The 16,689-nt window shown below is 57.6% G+C and carries 15 protein-coding genes; 8 read left to right on the forward strand and 7 right to left on the reverse strand.

All coding sequences use genetic code 11. From position 1 onward, the window contains the following. The first annotated feature begins 155 nt into the window (after window positions 1-155). From G6N80_RS20715 to rsmA, 7 genes are all read left to right on the forward strand, one after another. The gene (locus G6N80_RS20715; protein WP_246251443.1) at window positions 156-947 is read left to right on the forward strand and encodes a phosphatase PAP2 family protein; all 792 of its coding nucleotides are present in this window, start codon (window positions 156-158) and stop codon (window positions 945-947) included. Between the two features lie 112 nt (window positions 948-1,059). Then, a complete protein-coding gene (gene lptF, locus G6N80_RS20720; RefSeq protein ID WP_062553204.1) occupies window positions 1,060-2,235 on the forward strand; it encodes an LPS export ABC transporter permease LptF in 1,176 nt (391 codons plus the stop codon). Continuing rightward, window positions 2,232-3,323 carry an LPS export ABC transporter permease LptG gene (gene lptG / locus G6N80_RS20725; RefSeq protein WP_062552719.1) on the forward strand — a complete coding sequence of 364 codons (1,092 nt, stop codon included), beginning with the start codon at window positions 2,232-2,234 and terminating at the stop codon, window positions 3,321-3,323. Before lptF ends, lptG begins: the two co-directional genes overlap by 4 nt. Beyond that, the gene (locus G6N80_RS20730; RefSeq protein WP_062552720.1) at window positions 3,323-5,647 is read left to right on the forward strand and encodes an LPS-assembly protein LptD; all 2,325 of its coding nucleotides are present in this window, start codon (window positions 3,323-3,325) and stop codon (window positions 5,645-5,647) included. The genes lptG and G6N80_RS20730 overlap by 1 nt, the downstream gene beginning before the upstream one ends. Window positions 5,648-5,775: 128 nt before the next feature. Beyond that, window positions 5,776-6,717 carry a SurA N-terminal domain-containing protein gene (locus tag G6N80_RS20735; protein ID WP_062552721.1) on the forward strand — a complete coding sequence of 314 codons (942 nt, stop codon included), beginning with the start codon at window positions 5,776-5,778 and terminating at the stop codon, window positions 6,715-6,717. Between the two features lie 2 nt (window positions 6,718-6,719). Continuing rightward, on the forward strand, window positions 6,720-7,742 hold the full coding sequence (pdxA, locus tag G6N80_RS20740; RefSeq protein ID WP_165137214.1) for a 4-hydroxythreonine-4-phosphate dehydrogenase PdxA: 1,023 nt from the start codon (window positions 6,720-6,722) through the stop codon (window positions 7,740-7,742). Beyond that, window positions 7,742-8,569 (forward strand): 16S rRNA (adenine(1518)-N(6)/adenine(1519)-N(6))-dimethyltransferase RsmA, encoded by an 828-nt coding sequence (gene rsmA / locus G6N80_RS20745; protein ID WP_165136471.1) that lies wholly within the window; start codon window positions 7,742-7,744, stop codon window positions 8,567-8,569. Before pdxA ends, rsmA begins: the two co-directional genes overlap by 1 nt. Before the next feature lie 164 nt (window positions 8,570-8,733). Here the strand turns inward: rsmA and gmk are convergent, their stop codons facing one another. From gmk to fabD, 7 genes are all read right to left on the reverse strand, one after another. After that, window positions 8,734-9,402: a guanylate kinase gene (gene gmk / locus G6N80_RS20750; protein ID WP_062552723.1), complete on the reverse strand. Its 669-nt coding sequence runs from the start codon at window positions 9,400-9,402 to the stop codon at window positions 8,734-8,736. A gap of 3 nt (window positions 9,403-9,405) precedes the next feature. Beyond that, window positions 9,406-10,293, reverse strand: coding sequence for a YicC/YloC family endoribonuclease (locus G6N80_RS20755; RefSeq protein ID WP_165137217.1), 888 nt, complete (start codon window positions 10,291-10,293; stop codon window positions 9,406-9,408). Between the two features lie 99 nt (window positions 10,294-10,392). Next, complete coding sequence (mltG, locus tag G6N80_RS20760) at window positions 10,393-11,601, reverse strand: endolytic transglycosylase MltG (RefSeq protein WP_425503897.1); 1,209 nt, start codon at window positions 11,599-11,601, stop codon at window positions 10,393-10,395. 110 nt (window positions 11,602-11,711) lie between these two features. After that, window positions 11,712-12,974 carry a beta-ketoacyl-ACP synthase II gene (fabF, locus tag G6N80_RS20765; RefSeq protein ID WP_062553207.1) on the reverse strand — a complete coding sequence of 421 codons (1,263 nt, stop codon included), beginning with the start codon at window positions 12,972-12,974 and terminating at the stop codon, window positions 11,712-11,714. A 114-nt stretch (window positions 12,975-13,088) separates the two neighbouring features. Continuing rightward, window positions 13,089-13,325: an acyl carrier protein gene (locus tag G6N80_RS20770; protein WP_003502080.1), complete on the reverse strand. Its 237-nt coding sequence runs from the start codon at window positions 13,323-13,325 to the stop codon at window positions 13,089-13,091. Between the two features lie 290 nt (window positions 13,326-13,615). Continuing rightward, complete coding sequence (gene fabG / locus G6N80_RS20775; protein WP_062552725.1) at window positions 13,616-14,353, reverse strand: 3-oxoacyl-[acyl-carrier-protein] reductase; 738 nt, start codon at window positions 14,351-14,353, stop codon at window positions 13,616-13,618. A gap of 18 nt (window positions 14,354-14,371) precedes the next feature. Further along, window positions 14,372-15,316 carry an ACP S-malonyltransferase gene (gene fabD / locus G6N80_RS20780; RefSeq protein ID WP_165136474.1) on the reverse strand — a complete coding sequence of 315 codons (945 nt, stop codon included), beginning with the start codon at window positions 15,314-15,316 and terminating at the stop codon, window positions 14,372-14,374. Between the two features lie 227 nt (window positions 15,317-15,543). Between fabD and G6N80_RS20785 the strand changes: the two genes are divergently transcribed. Beyond that, complete coding sequence (locus G6N80_RS20785; RefSeq protein WP_062552727.1) at window positions 15,544-16,587, forward strand: aldo/keto reductase; 1,044 nt, start codon at window positions 15,544-15,546, stop codon at window positions 16,585-16,587. Window positions 16,588-16,689: the final 102 nt, after the last annotated feature.

Genomic DNA, 16,689 nt, shown 5'->3' on the forward strand with positions numbered 1-16,689 from the left:
AAAGAGGCAGGATTGATTTGACAGGCATTTGGTGTGCAGGCGCACGGCGACAAGCCCTGAATCGTTCAGGTGTAGTTTACCGCACGGTTCTATCCCTTGCTAGAAGACAGTTCTCGTGGCTATTGTCGGCCGCGATCGGGGCCGGGAAATAGAAAGTGGCGTATATCTTACAATCTAACTCTCTGTCATCTAAGGATGCAGCCGTCGAGTTGTTTCGTCGGCCTGTGACCTGGTTCGTTTCGTTGTTCGCGCTTTGGTGGATATTGCTCGGCGTGTTCTACGCGTTCCCACAGATCGACCTGTGGGCGGCCAAGGCGTTCTTTCGTGAGAGCGGGTGTGCACTTGGAAGTACAGATTTAAGGACATGTGGCTACTTTCCGGCGGCGCGGGAGCCAGTCCTGATTTTTGTCCGGAAATTCTACTTCTATGTTCCGATTGCTGTGGCCATGGTGATCATTCTGCTGATGATCCGCAATTTCCAGCATCACGGAGCTACCTACGATGCGACAAGAACCCGACGCTATTCGGTCGCTCTTCTGTCTTCGATCCTCGGTCCCTATCTGTTGGTCAACCTGATCCTGAAGACCATATCGGGCCGGCCTCGCCCCTACGAAACAGATCTGTTTGGCGGCACCCACGCCTTCGCTTCGGCCGGGACGCTGGATGGATCCTGCTTGTCAAACTGCTCCTTTATATCCGGCGAGGCAGCCGGTGCCGGCTGGCTGGCATGTCTCATTGTCCTGCTGCCGCCACGTTTGAGAGTCATCTTCGGGCCAGTCATCCTGATGCTGTGTCTTGTCTCGCCCTATCTCAGGGTCGCATTCGGCGGGCACTATCTATCGGATGTGACGCTAGGCTTCCTTTCCTCCTGTGTGGTCTATGCTGCGGTCGCGGTGTACTACGAGACACAGAAAGAAAAAAATCGGTGGTCGAAAACGGCTTTGTGAGCAGGCAACTGTCGCCTTGACCACATAAATTGCGTAAGAGCCGATTAAGGCGTAGCTCAATTTCATTGGGCTGCGCATGAAGCCGCAGCAAATGTTGGCGTATCGGATCCGTATGAAAATACTCGAACTCTACATTTTCCGGCGTGCTTTCCAGATGTTTCTGGTCACATTGGTGCCGGTCCTGACAATCATCTGGACGATCCAGGTGTTGGGACGCATCAATCTGGTGACTGATACCGGTCAGTCCATGGGCTCGTTCATGACGTTGGCAACGTTTATCCTGCCAACGATCATCCCTGTCGTCCTGCCCTTCGCAATTGTCATCGGCATCACTCAAACGCTGAATGCGATGAACAACGATTCGGAGCTTGCCGTCATCGATGCCGCAGGTTCTGCACGGTCGATCATCTATCGTCCGGTGATGATCCTTGCGATTACCATGGCAGCATTCTCGTTCCTGATCACGAATTTCGTCGAGCCCGCCGCGCGCGTCAAAGCGCGCGAAATGGTCGCCGCAGCCTATGCGGATCTTCTGTCTTCGGTCATTGAGGAAAAAACGTTCCGCAGCATTGAGGACGGACTTTACGTCCAGATCTCCGAGCGGCATTCCGGTCGTGTTCTGACCGGGATTTACATGGTCGACTATCGCGATCCGAACATGGATCTCATCTATTATGCCCGCGAGGGATCGATTGCCGAAGACGGCAAGACGCTCACGATGCGCGATGGTGAGGTTCACCGCAAGACGAAGGAAGGTCGCATCTCCATCGTCAAGTTCGTGTCCTATGCATTCGATTTGTCCTCCATGACCGAATCGACTGACGGTGCACCTGTGTTTGCCAGTGACAGAAGCCTGTCCTTCCTGCTGAAACCCGACCCGACAGACAAAACCTTCCTGTTCTCGCCGGGCAGCTTCCGCTCGGAGTTGCATAGGCGCATGTCCGATTGGCTCTTGCCTGTTGCCTTCGCCCTGATTTCACTGGTCGTGGCAGGCGGCGCTCGCTCAAGCCGTCGAGCACGACTTCATCCCATGGTCCTGGCGCTCATCTTCTGCTTTACCCTTCGATGGCTCTCGTTCTATGTGACGAATCTTTCGAAGAACAATCCCGCGGTCACTCCACTCGTCTACGCCGTTCCGATCGGTTTCGGCCTGATATGCGCTTACATGCTGGTGACCAACAGGCAGCTTGCAATGCCGCGCTTCATTTCGCAGCCACTGGGTCGCCTTTCGGATCTGGCGCGCCGTCGCCTGGCGAGCGTCAACTCGGCACAGGGAGGTTCGCAATGATTGCAGCGCCGACCCTCAGCCGCTACTTTTTCAAGCGCTACATCATCACTTCCGTCTGGTTCCTGCTCGGCGTCTGCGGCATTATCTTTCTCGCCGATTTCAGCGAGACGAGCCGTCGCATGTCCGGCTTCGTTGGCTACAGCGTCACCGGCGGCCTGCTGATGAGTGCCCTTCGCCTGCCGCTTATCCTTCAGCAGACCATTCCGACTCTCACCCTTTTCATCGGCATGACAACGCTGATTGCACTGAACAGGCGCTCGGAACTCGTGGTCACACGCGCAGCAGGCCTTTCCGTCTGGCAGTTCGTTCTGCCCTTCGTTGCTGGCGCCTTCGTGATCGGTATCGTGACGACGACAGTGATCAATCCCCTCGGCGCCTGGGGCCAGGATCTGGCCACCTCCATGGAGACAGACTGGCGCAAGGCTAGCAACGCATCGAAGCCTTCGAACTTTCTGCCGTGGCTGAGACAGATTGATGGGGATAGCGATACGGTTATTGGTGCCAAGAGCTTTGACAACGGCGGAACGCGTCTATTCAATGTCGTCGTGTTCCATTTTGACAAGAATGGTCGCATCACGCTCCGGCAGGATGCAGACTCGGCGACCTTGGAAAATGGTTACTGGAAGCTTAACAACGTTCTCGATACCCGAACCGATGCTCCGGCATCCCGAAAAGAAACGGCGCAGGTTCGGACCAACTTGAAACAGGAGTTTCTGCAGGAGTCTCTGTCAAAGCCCGAAAGCGTTGCTTTCTTTAACATTTTACGAAAAATTGAGGTTGCCCGATCCTTCGGTATCTCTACAAAGGCTCTGGAAACTCAGTTCCATTCGCTCTTGTCCTTGCCGCTCCTCTTGGTGGCAATGACGCTCATTGCAGCAACCGTATCTCTTCGTTTCAGCCGAATGGCGCAATCGCGCTCGGTGATTCTGGGTGGAATCGTTTGCGGCTTCGTGCTTTATGTTGTGTCTGTGCTTGTGAAAGCATTTGGGAGTAGCGGTGTCGTGCCACCTTTCGTAGCAGTCTGGATTCCAGTGATTGTTGCGTTGGCGCTCGGTGCAACGATCCTGCTCCATCAGGAGGATGGCTAGTGGCGGTAAATGACCGCGGGAATATCAGACGGCTTTTCGCTGCCCTGCTGACAAGCACGGCTGCGTGTGTTGCGGCTGCCTACCCGTTGCCTGTTTCTGCGCAGGATTCACCCCTCGCACCCGCAGTTGCCGATGGAGCAAAGATGCTCCTGCGCGCGAATGAACTGACCTACAATCAGGATTCGCAGCGCGTCACGGCAGTCGGTGGCGTTCAGATCTATTACAATCGCTACCGCATGGTGGCGCAGCGTGTCGAATACGACCAGAAATCCGGTCGCGTAATGGCGACGGGCAATATCGAGCTGATCGAGCCCGGTGGAACCCGTGTCTATGCCGATGCGATGGACGTGACGGATAACTTCGGCCAAGGCTTCGTGAACTCGCTTCGCGTCGAAACGACCGATAATACGCGCCTGGTTGCGGAAAGTGCCGAACAACTTCCCGACGACAAGATGGTGCTGAACAACGGCGTGTACACGGCATGTCTGCCCTGCGCCCAGCGCCCGGACAAAGCCCCGCTTTGGCAGGTGAAGGCGCAGCGTGTCATCCGTGACGGAAAGGCGCACACCATCCGGCTTGAGCACGCCCAGTTCGAACTGTTCGGCATGCCAATCGGCTATGTTCCTTTCGTAACGGTTCCCGACGAAACGGTTGAGCGCAAGTCAGGCTTCATCTTCCCGCGCGCCACTGTGACCGACAAACTCGGCGTGGGTCTGACCGTTCCCTACTACCATGTCTTCTCACCGAGCATGGATGCGACGATCAGCCCAACCTACTACACCAAGCAGGGTCTTCTGCTGCAGGGTGAGGTTCGCAACCGCTTTGAAAACGGCGACCATACGTTCCGTTTCGCCTATATCGATCAGAAGGATCCGGGCGCCTTCGTGAAGGGCACGAGCGATGAACGTGCCGATCAGCGTGCCATGGTCGCATCGAAGGCACGGTTCGAGATCAATCCTCGCTGGGCTTTTGGCTGGAATGTCATGGCCCAGACGGACAATAACTTCTCGAAGACCTACAAGCTGACCGATGTTGCAGGAACGCCGTTTACCAACGACATCTACCTGACAGGGGTCGGGCAGCGGAACTACTTCGACCTGCACAACTACTATTTCGATATCCAGGACACGGATGCTCGCCGTACGGCTGAAAAGCAGCAGGCCATCGTTTATCCGTCTCTGGACTATCTCTATTACGCGCCGGAATCGGTCGCGGGTGGCGAGTTGAAGGTAACCTCCAACTTCACAAACTTGTCGCGCCGCCTTGACGACTTCTACACCGAAGGTACGTCAACGCGTTTCCGTGGCCTGGAAGGCAGCTACAGCCGCTTCTCCAGCGAGGCGGAATGGAAGCGGACGTTCACAACGGATGAAGGCCTTCTGCTGACGCCGATTCTCGCTGCACGCGGTGATGTGTTGCGCCACACGGGTGATGCTGCGCCTGGCTTCAACGGCGTGACCTATGCCGGTGGTTTTGAAGGCGACAGCGCGAGCACGCGCTACATGCTGACGGCAGGTCTTGAGGCACGCTACCCGATCCTGATCGAAGGTGCGGGCAGCAGCCACATCATCGAACCGATGGCGCAGATCTTCGCACGTCCGGATGAGCAACTCGCCGGTCGCCTGCCCAATGAAGATGCCCAGAGCTTCGTATTCGATGCGACTTCGTTGTTCGACCGGGACAAGTTTTCCGGCTTTGACCGTATCGAAGGCGGCACGCGCGCCAATGTCGGCATTCGCTACAACGGCAGCTTCGACAATGGCATCGGCGTTCGCGGTATCTTTGGTCAGTCCTATCGGATCGCAGGCCTGAATTCGTTCGCGACAGCGGATCTCGTCAATGTTGGCGCGCAATCCGGCCTGGAATCGGATGTTTCCGATTTCGTTGCCATGGCTGCGATCGATCTTCCGCAGGGCTACAGTTTCCAGGGCCAGGGTCGTTTCGACGAAAAGTCCTTCGAACTGCGCCGTGCCGATGCCTCGATCAGCTATTCGCTTCCACGGGTGAGCGGATCATTGATCTATACGAACATACAGGCGCAGCCTGATTATGGTCTGAACACGGATAGCCAGTACCTGAAGAGTGCCGCCAATTTCCGCATCAACGAAAATTGGTCACTCGGCACCTCAGCGACGTGGGATCTCAACAATGATCGCGTCATTCGGCGTGGTATCGGCGTAACCTACGCGGACGAGTGCACGATCTTCACAGTTGGCTACACGGACAAGCCGGCCAGCACGGATGCCAATGACTGGACGGTCACGGCTCGGTTGAGCTTCCGCACACTGGGCGACATCAATATCGGTGGCGATACCACCCGATAGAGGTCGACCCTGGACATGCGTGCGGAACGTCATTGTTTTGCCGCATGAAATGTGCAATCGAACACACAAAGCGCGTTAATTGGACAGGCGGCGTCGATGCCGCCTCGCTGCCAGGAAGAGGATGAGAAATGTTCGCAAGCGTAGCATGGCGCCGGATTGCCCTTGCCACAACGGCGCTCGCCATATCCTTTGTTGCTGAGCCCATGACGCAGACTGCCTCGGCAGCGACCGAGGTTGTGTCTGTCGTCAACAAGACTCCAATTACATCGTCTGATGTGGCAAAGCGCGTCGCGTTCCTGAAACTGCAGCGGAAAACCGGCAATCTGCAGAAGATGGCCCGTGACGAACTGGTGGAAGAAGCTCTCAAGCGCGATGAGATTGCGCGCGTTCGCATGTCGGTGAGCACCGATGACGTGGATCGTTCATTCGCAAAATTCGCCGCAAGCAACAAGCTGACGCCAGCGCAAATGAGCGAGATCCTCAATAAAGCCGGTGTCGGCGTCGAGCATTTCAAAGCCTTTATCGCGGTGCAGATGAGCTGGCCTCGTCTTGTCAACGCGCGTTACGGCGCTGGCCGCATGTCGAATGACGAACTGGTCAAGCGCATGATGCAGAACAAGGAAAAGCCGGTCACAACGGAATATTTCCTCCAGCAGATCATTTTCGTGATCCCGGAATCCAAAAAGGGAAAGATTACTGCACAGCGCAAGGCTGAGGCGGAAAAATCCCGCTCCAGCTTCCCGGGCTGCGCACAGGCAAAAGATTTTGCAAAGACCATGCGCGATGTCTCGGTGCGCGATCTGGGCCGTCTGATGAAGCCGGAATTGCCGGAAGAGTGGAAGCCGCTGATCGAGAAGGCCTCAGCCAATGGTACGACAGGCACCCGCGTGACTGAAAAGGGCGTCGAATTCCTGGCCATCTGCAATCAGCGTCAGGTCTCGGATGATGCGGCGGCGGAAGTCGTGTTCCGCGCGGAAGACATCGGCAAGGCCAAGAAGGGCGGCGAAGACCCCAACAGCGCCAAGTATCTTGAAGAACTGCGCAAGAAGGCGCAGATCGTAAATCCGTGAGACTGAAATTGGTTGAACGTCCGCTGGCATTGACGCAAGGCGATCCGGCCGGCATCGGTCCGGACATTGCAATCTCGGCTTGGCTGAAGCGCAAAGATCTGGGCCTGCATCCCTTTGTCTATATCGGCGACCCGGAAGCCCTTGCCGCACGCGCGCGCCTGCTCGGTGAAGAGATCCAGATCCGCGAGACGGATGCACAAGACGCCTGGAAGCATTTTGATCAGGCTTTGCCGATTCTTCCGGTGGCCATTGGCAGCGTGATCGCGCCGGGACGCCCCCATATCGTTGCTGCCCGATCAATCATTAGCTCGATTGAAAACGCAGTCTCGCTCACCATGCAGGGTATCACCGCCGCGGTTGTGACCAATCCGATCGCGAAGTCGGTGCTCTACGAGGCTGGTTTCAAGTTTCCGGGCCACACGGAATTTCTCGCCGATCTTGCGCAGCGCGCCACCGGCAAGGATTGCAGACCTGTCATGATGCTGGCCGGGCCAAAGCTCCGGGCAATTCCCGTCACGATCCATATACCGCTGGCGGACGTCCCACGTAGACTGACAGCCGACGCAATCATCGAGACATGCTCGATTGCGTATCACGACCTGCGCTATCGCTTTAACATTGCTTCTCCGCGGATAGCCGTTGCAGGCTTGAACCCGCATGCGGGCGAAGACGGCGCCATGGGCACCGAGGATCGCGATGTCATTGCACCAGCCATCGAGCAGGTGCGCGCGCGCGGTATCAATGCATTTGGCCCTCTGCCCGCCGATACCATGTTCCACGATGATGCGCGTAGCCGCTATGATGTGGCGGTGTGCATGTATCACGACCAGGCCCTCATACCGGCTAAGGCTCTTGGCTTCGACGATTCCGTCAACGTGACGCTTGGCCTGCCCTTCATTCGGACGTCTCCGGATCACGGCACTGCCTTCTCGCTTGCGGGCACCGGTATCGCGCGCGACACCAGTCTGATTGCTGCTTTGAGACTCGCATCCAGATTGGCCGCACATGAGGCGCAGCAAAACTGATGGGCACATTGGACGGGCTTCCGCCGCTGCGCGATGTCATCAACCGGCATGGGCTTGATGCGCGCAAGGCTCTTGGACAGAACTTTCTACTGGATCTCAATCTCACGCAGAAGATCGTGCGTACTGCGGGCTCTCTGGAAGGTGTCACTGTCTTCGAGGTCGGCCCCGGTCCGGGTGGTCTCACGCGCGCAATCCTGTCTCTCGGTGCGAAGAAGGTCATTGCAGTCGAGCGCGATTCCCGCTGCCTACCCGCTCTTGCGGAGATTTCAGACTTCTATCCGGGACGGCTTGAGGTCATCGAAGGGGATGCGCTGAAAACGGATTTTGCAGCGCTAGCGCCCGAAGGTCCGGTCAAGATCATCGCCAATCTTCCCTACAATGTTGGAACGCAGTTGCTGATCAACTGGCTGCTGCCGCATCAATGGCCACCCTTCTGGGAATCGCTGACGCTCATGTTCCAGAAGGAAGTGGGCCAGCGCATTGTCGCACGCGAAGATGATAACCATTACGGCCGCCTGGGCGTGTTGTGCGGATGGCGCACGGATGCTCGTATGGCTTTCGACGTACCGCCCCAAGCGTTCACACCGCCGCCGAAGGTGACCTCTTCTGTCGTTCACCTGGTGCCGAACCAGAATCCACTTCCGTGCGACGTGAAGAAGCTTGAAAAGGTCACGGAAGCCGCCTTTGGGCAGCGCCGGAAAATGCTGCGGCAGAGCCTGAAGCCCCTTGGTGGCGAGGTTCTTCTGGCAAGAGCCGAGATTGATCCGACACGCCGTGCTGAGACACTCTCCGTCCACGAGTTCGTCGCGCTGGCCAACCTTCTCTGATGGCACAAAAAGGCTCGAAAGCGTGTCGCGATCTTTCAGATTCGCTCCTGACGCTTTATCTCTTTGTTTTATCGCATGTCGTCATCGCAAAACCGCTGCACACTTTTGCGCGCCATGCTTTAGTTGCAGAAGCCACGGCGCCTATTGATGCACTCAGCTGGACCTCAGCGCGGTAGCACCGGCTCTTCCTCAAGCAGCTCCCGAACGAAATCGAAGAGACCATGGCGGCGATCGCGGCGAACGCGCTCCGCATTCACGATGCAGTTCACGTGACCGAAAGCCTCATCGAGATCATCATTGACGATGACATAGTCATATTCGCGCCAGTGCTCGATTTCGGCGCGTGAATTTGCCAAGCGTGTACGGATGACCTCCTCGGTATCCTCAGCGCGGCGATGCAGGCGCGACTGGAGTTCCGTCATGCTGGGCGGCAGGACAAAGATGGAGACGATGTCTGCCTTCATTTTTTCCTGAAGCTGTAGCGCGCCCTGCCAGTCGATATCGAACAGCATGTCACGGCCCTCGGCCATGGCCTTTTCGACAGGTTCACGGGGCGTGCCGTAATAGTTTCCATGCACTTCCGCCCATTCGAGAAGCTCGCCATTATCGCGCATGCGTTCGAACTGCGGGATGGAGATGAAATGATAGTGCTTGCCTGCGATCTCGCTCGGGCGCTTCGCGCGCGTCGTGACGCTGACGGAGATTTCCAGGCTGTGGTCGTCCCGCAGCAGGTTGCTGGCAATTGTGGATTTGCCAGCGCCCGATGGTGACGACAGCACCAGCATCAGGCCACGCCGGGCGATTTTTGTTGGCACGGAAGACACCGGGCTCATTGGCTACTCCAAATTCTGAACCTGTTCGCGAAACTGGTCGATCACCACTTTCAACTCGATACCGGCTGCGGTTACCGCGGAAGAGTTCGATTTGGAACAGATCGTATTCGACTCGCGGTTAAATTCCTGTGCAAGAAAATCGAGACGGCGGCCGACCGGGCCACCTTTCTGCAAAAGTTCCTCGACTGCGCCGACATGGGCCTTCAACCGATCGACCTCCTCCCGTAGATCGGCCTTGGTCGCAAGCAGCGCGACCTCTGCGTAAAGCCGCTCCCGCTCCAGCCCCCCATTGCCATCGAGGAGGCTTGCGACTTGAGCTGCCAAGCGCCGGGTGATCTCTTCCGGCGAACGGGAGGGATCCAACTCAATAACCGTCGTCAGCCGCGCGATTGTCTCCAAATGCTGACGCAAAACCAAGGCAAGCGCGTTTCCCTCATGGATCCGCATGGACACCAGATCGGACAGAGCCGTCTCCAAACCTGCGAGAATATCCCGATCCCTGATCTCGAGTGCTGCTAGTTCTTCGCCAGCTTCCCGAATATCAACAAGTCCACGAATAGAAAGCACGGTATCGAGCTTGAGCGGTGCGTTATCAACAAGACCTCCCAACTCTTCTCGAAGTTTGAGAACGGCCTCCAGCGCGTCGCGGTTGAGAACGGCCTCCATTCTGGATTCCGCCACGGAAACGGATAGCGTAGCCTGAATGTTGCCACGGCTCAGATGCTTCGAGGCACGCGCCTTGATTTCACTTTCCATCGCTTCGAAACCTGGCGGCAGACGAAGACGGAAGTCGAGCCCCTTACCGTTGACAGAACGCAACTCCCAGACCCAACGAAAGCGACCGCTGGTGCCCTCGCAGCGGGCAAACCCTGTCATGGATTGTACATTCATCATCTGGCCTCAGAATTCATGCTGCAACCGGAACCGGCTACGTTGATAAAGAAAAGCGCCGCCGGAGCGACGCCTGGAATTGGTAATGTGCATGCCGCGTCAGTTGCCCTTCGGCGGCTTCTCGGCATCGGCCCCGCCCGGTGAACCGCCATTGAGCGTATCACCCGAGGCGTTGGCCCGTTCGGCCTCGATCTTGCGCCAACGCCGCACATTGGCATTGTGCTCGTCGAGCGTCGCCGCAAAAGCGTGTCCGCCGGTTCCATCCGCAACGAAATACAGGTCATTCGTCCGCCACGGATTGGCAACAGCTTCCAGTGCTGCCCGCCCGGGGTTTGCGATCGGGGTCGGAGGAAGTCCCTTGATCTGATAGGTATTGAACGGCGTTTGCTTGTCGATATCAGATCGCATGATCGGCCGATCGGCAGGACGCCCAGCGCCACCAAACAGGCCATAGAGGATCGTCGGATCCGATTGCAGGCGCATGCCTTTGTTCAAACGGTTCATAAAGACCGAAGCGACATGCGCGCGCTCATCGTCCTTACCGGTCTCCTTTTCCACGATTGAGGCGAGCGTGACGAATTCCTGCTTCGTCTTGATAGGAAGATCCGGATCGCGCTTGGCCCAGATCTGATCGATTAGCTTTTCCTGTGCTGCCCGCATCTGAGCCAGGATTTCGCCGCGGGTCGTACCACGAGAGAACTTGTAAGTATCCGGACGCAGGCTTCCTTCCGGCGGCAGTTCATTCGGCACCGGACCTTCGAGGATTGGATCATCCGCCAGGCGCTTGACCATCTGCTGAACGGTCAGCCCCTCGGGCATGGAGACTGAATAGAGAATGGACTTGCCGGATTCCAGCAGCAGGGCAATGTCCTTCATCGACATCCCTGCCTTGATCTCGTACTCGCCCGCCTTCAGTGTCTGCTCCTTCTGGAGATAGCTCGCCGTCATATACCGGAAGACACGGGCATCGGAGACGATGCCATTGCGCTCCAACATCTGCGAGATCTGGGCGAGACCTGCACCATCCGGCACGACGAAATGCGTGTTCGTGGTGAGCGGTCCAGGTTGTTGATAAGCGGATATGACGTAGTAGAACGCGGCGACGGCCACAACACTGACGAGGACGATCAAGGTCATCAGGAAATTCAGGAAGATGACCAACTGGCTTCGGGCCTTGCGGGAACGGCGCGGTGGTTCGGGCACCCGCTCCGGCTTCAGAGCCTCGTTTGGCGATTTTGGCATGAACGGGCCACTGCCGGAGCTGCCGCCTGCCGAATTCGGTTCGCTTGTGCTGTTCGTATCGGTCACCGCTACTCCTTAAATCAGCTCAACAATGCCGGTCTGTGACCAAGCAATGCGGCGAAAACAGGGATTGTAAGCGGGAACCGGTCGGTCACGACGCGGCTCCCACTTCGAAATCAGCCTTCGTAGCGACGCAGGACCAGCGATGCGTTCGTGCCGCCGAAGCCGAAGGAGTTGGAGAGTGCCACGTTGATTTCGCGCTTGCGCGCGACATGCGGCACCAGATCGATAGCCGTCTCCACGTCCGGGTTATCCAGATTGAGAGTCGGCGGCGCGATGTTGTCGCGGATCGCCAGCGTCGAGAAAATGGCTTCGATTGCACCGGCCGCACCAAGCAAATGACCGACGGCCGACTTGGTCGAGGACATGGAAATCTTGGAGGCCGCATCGCCCACCAACCGCTCCACCGCGCCCAGCTCGATCGTATCGGCCATGGTCGATGTCCCATGCGCATTGATGTAATCGAGCTCGGAGGCGCTGATGCCTGCCCGCTTCAGGGCAGCCGTCATGCAGCGGAAAGCCCCGTCACCATCTTCCGAAGGTGCGGTGATATGGAAAGCATCGCCAGAGAGGCCATAGCCGACAACTTCGGCATAAATCTTCGCGCCGCGCGCCTTGGCATGCTCCAGCTCTTCAAGCACGACGATACCTGCGCCCTCACCCATTACGAAACCGTCGCGGTCACGATCATAGGGGCGTGAAGCCTTCTGCGGATTGTCATTGTGCTGCGTGGAGAGCGCCTTGCAGGCAGCGAAGCCTGCGAGCGAAATACGGCAGATCGGCGATTCTGCACCGCCAGCCACCATGACATCCGCATCACCGAAAGCGATAAGCCGCGCTGCATCGCCGATGGCATGCGCGCCGGTCGAGCAAGCGGTGACGACGGCGTGGTTTGGACCACGCAGCTTGTGCTTAATCGATACCTGGCCGGAAACGAGGTTGATCAGACGGCCCGGGATGAAGAATGGCGAGATGCGCCGAGGGCCTTTGTCGCGCAGCGTGTAACCTGCTTCCACGATGCCTTCCAGGCCGCCAATGCCGGAACCGATGAGAACGCCAGTTGCACACTGGTCATCATCTGTTTTCGGGTGCCAACCTGCATCTGCCAGCGCCATGTCGGCAGCAGCTACACCGTATAAAATGAAGGGATCGACCTTGCGCTGTTCCTTGGGCTCCATCCAGTCATCCGGATTGAAGGCACCTTCGATGGAAGGATCTGTCGGAATGCGGCAGGCAATCTTTGCGGGGAGATCTTCGACCTCAAACTCCGTAACCAGCCTTGCTGCGTTTTGACCGGCAATCAGCCTGGACCAGCTGATTTCCGTACCGCAGCCGAGAGGAGATACCATACCGGTACCGGTGATAACGACACGCCTCATGCCAGCGCCCCACCCGCCAAGAATTGATGATGTCATATGACTGAAACGGCCCGAACATGCCGGGCCGTTGAAGAGCGACCGCCATCAAGGCGTGCTCTAACTCTTAAGTTCAGATCAGGCCTGAGCCTTCTCGATGAACTTCACGGCATCGCCGACGGTCAGGATGGAGTCAGCAGCGTCATCCGGAATTTCAACGCCGAACTCTTCTTCGAAAGCCATGACCAGTTCGACGGTGTCGAGGGAGTCAGCGCCCAGATCGTCGATGAAGCTCGCGCCTTCGACAACCTTGTCGGCATCGACGCCGAGATGATCAATGACAATTTTCTTAACGCGCTCTGCGATATCGCTCATGTCGGTTTCCTCGACCTTTATCTTTTCGGACCGCCGTCACGGCAGCCGTACCCTGTTGGAACCCATGGCCGTCTTTTACAGAACGGCTCCTGGGCAAACTCACTCAACCCGAAGCTAGACTGCGACCTAGTCATGCGTCAATCGCACCGAGGAGGTCCGCATTCGGGGTGACTGTAGCCAGTCATTGGCCCGATTAACACGGTTTCACCGCGCCGCAAAGCCAGAAAATGACCGGTTTTACCGCCGCCAACAGCCAAAACTGTGGGCAGAGGCAATGGAATGCAAGCTGTTCAGATCATTGCCATGCCACCGTTTACGTGCAGGGTCTGACCCGTTACGTATCCGGCTTCGTTCGAGGCAAGGTAAACAACAGCCGTAGCGATGTCGGCGCCGATGCCCATGCGCTTCATCGGGATTGCGCCCAGAATGGCTTCTTTCTGCTTGTCATTAAGCTTTCCGGTCATCGCACTTTCGATAAAGCCGGGAGCAATGCAGTTTACCGTTACGTTACGGGTGGCGATTTCCTGAGCCAGCGACTTCGAAAGGCCAATCATCCCTGCCTTGGACGCGCAATAGTTCGCCTGACCGGGATTTCCGGTCACGCCAACGACCGACGTGATATTGATGATGCGGCCGAAGCGGCGGCGCATCATGGGATGCGTCAGTTCGCGAGTCAGACGGAATGTGGAGGTCAGGTTGACTTCCAGGACATTGTCCCAGTCCTCATCGCTCATACGCACGAACAGGCCGTCCTTGGTGATGCCGGCATTATTCACCAGAATGTCGACGCCGCCGAGTTCGGCTTCGGCCTTTTCACCGAGCGCCTTGACGGCATCACGGTCGCCGAGATTTGCCGGGAACACATGGGCGCGCTCGCCAAGCTCGGCTGCCAGGGCTTCCAGCTTCTCGGCGCGCGTTCCGTGCAGACCAACGATGGCGCCCTGCGCATGAAGGGCACGGGCGATCTCTTCGCCAATACCGCCCGTCGCACCCGTCACAAGAGCCTTGCGGCCAGTCAGATCAAACATGTTCGTAATCCTTCGAGATCAGCCGAGCAGCGTCTTCAGCGCCGCATCAATATCAGCAGGTGTGTTGACGGCAATGCCAGTCACGTTCTTGTCGATGCGACGCGCCAGACCGGTCAGAACCTTGCCGGAACCCAGCTCGTACAATGTCGTCACGCCGTTCGCACCAAACCATTCAACGGTTTCGCGCCAACGAACCTGTCCGGTAACCTGCGCCACCAGCAGCTTGACGATCTCGTCCGCATGCGTGACAGGGGCGGCGCGCACATTGGCGACGACCGGAACGACCGGATCCTGCTTGGCCACCTTGTCCAGGGCGTGAGCCATGGCGGTGGCGGCAGGCGCCATCAGATCGGAATGGAATGGCGCGGAGACAGGCAGCATGATGGCCCGCTTTGCGCCCTTTTCGGTTGCCAGAACTGCGGCCTTCTCGACCGCGGCCTTGGAGCCGGAAATCACGAGCTGCCCGCCGCCATTATCATTGGCAATCTGGCAGACCCCCGCCGCCTTCGCCTCTTCGCATGCCGCCTGAACGTCAGCGTGTTCGAGACCGATGATGGCAGCCATGGCACCCTCGCCCACAGGCACAGCAGACTGCATCGCGTCGCCGCGAATGCGCAGCAGGCGCGCGGTGTCGGCTATGGAAAACGTTCCGGCAGCCGCCAGGGCAGAGTATTCGCCCAGCGAATGACCAGCCACATAGGAGATCTTGTCGGCGAGCTTCAGGCCACCGGCTTCCAGCACACGGATCACAGCCATGGAAACCGCCATCAATGCGGGCTGGGCATTGGCCGTCAGTGTTAGCTGATCTTCGGGACCATTCCACATGATGTCGGAGAGTTTTTGACCAAGCGCATCGTCAACTTCCTGAAAGACGGCGCGCGCTTCCGGAAATGCTTCGGCGAGATCCTTGCCCATGCCGACAGCCTGGCTGCCCTGACCGGGGAATGTGAAAGCGATGCTCATCGGGCCTGTATCCTTCCCTATTTTTGCCTTCCATTCACATTCTGGCCGAGCAAGTCAAGACTTTCGGCCAATAGACTAGGCTTCAAGGTCAGGTAGGCCACACTTTATGAACGTCTATGGACGAGACGGTTTTCTCGAAGTTGCATTTTCGGGATGCGTCTTGCGTTGACCGAGAAGCGGCCTACATTGCAGCCGCCCTCCCATCATGCCCACCACGGATACACCTCATGAAATTCAAGAAACTTGGACGAACCGACATTTCCGTTTCGGAAATCTGCCTCGGAACGATGACCTGGGGCTCGCAGAACAGCGAAGCCGAAGCATTCGAGCAAATGGACTACGCGCTCGACCATCAGGTCAATTTCTTTGACACGGCCGAACTCTATCCCACCACGCCCCTCTCTGCCGAGACCTATGCCGATACCGAGCGCATGATTGGCAACTGGTTCGAGAAGACCGGCAAGAGAGACAAGGTCGTTCTGGCAACGAAGGTCGCCGGTGCGGGACGCCCTTATATTCGCGGCGGTGCACCGATTACGGCGCAAGCCATACAGGATGCCGTGGATGCAAGCCTTCAGCGCCTGAAGACCGATTACATTGATCTCTACCAGATCCACTGGCCGAATCGTGGCAGCTATCACTTCCGTGCCAACTGGGGTTACGATCCCTTCAAACAGGACAAATCGCAGACGCTGGGTGAGATCGAAGAAAAGCTGGACGTGCTGGACGCCTGCGTGAAGGCCGGCAAGATCCGCGCTATCGGTCTCTCCAACGAAACGACCTGGGGAACGCAGAAATTCCTCTCGCTTGCCGAAGAGAAGGGTCTGCCACGCGTTGCCACTATCCAGAATGAGTACAGCCTGCTGTGCAGACATTTCGATCTGGACCTCGCAGAGCTTTCCCATCATGAAGATGTGGGCCTGCTGGCCTATTCGCCGCTCGCAGGCGGCATTCTTTCCGGCAAGTATCTCTCCGGTGAAAAGCCAGTCGGTTCACGCGGCGCCATCAATGGCGATATCGGCGGGCGTCTTGTCCAGCATCAGCAGGCGGCAACGCAGGCCTATGTGGATCTGGCGGCCAGGCACGGGATCGATCCTTCCCAACTGGCACTGGCCTTCTGCCTCACCCGCCCTTTCATGGCGGCAGCAATCATCGGCGCAACATCGATGGAGCAGTTGAAGATCAATATCGGTGCGGCTGACGTCACATTGTCCGACGAGATCCTGCGGGAGATCAACAAGATCCACCGTCAGTATCCGATGCCGATCTGAAAATATGCATGTAAGCTGAGCCAAGCGGCAGCCCTTCTCAGTGGCTGCCGTTTCACTGAATGCTAACCTAGTCCCGTGGTGTTGCTGGATCGTCTCAAGCCC

The organism is Rhizobium rhizoryzae, from assembly GCF_011046895.1.
Lineage (GTDB): Bacteria > Pseudomonadota > Alphaproteobacteria > Rhizobiales > Rhizobiaceae > Neorhizobium > Neorhizobium rhizoryzae.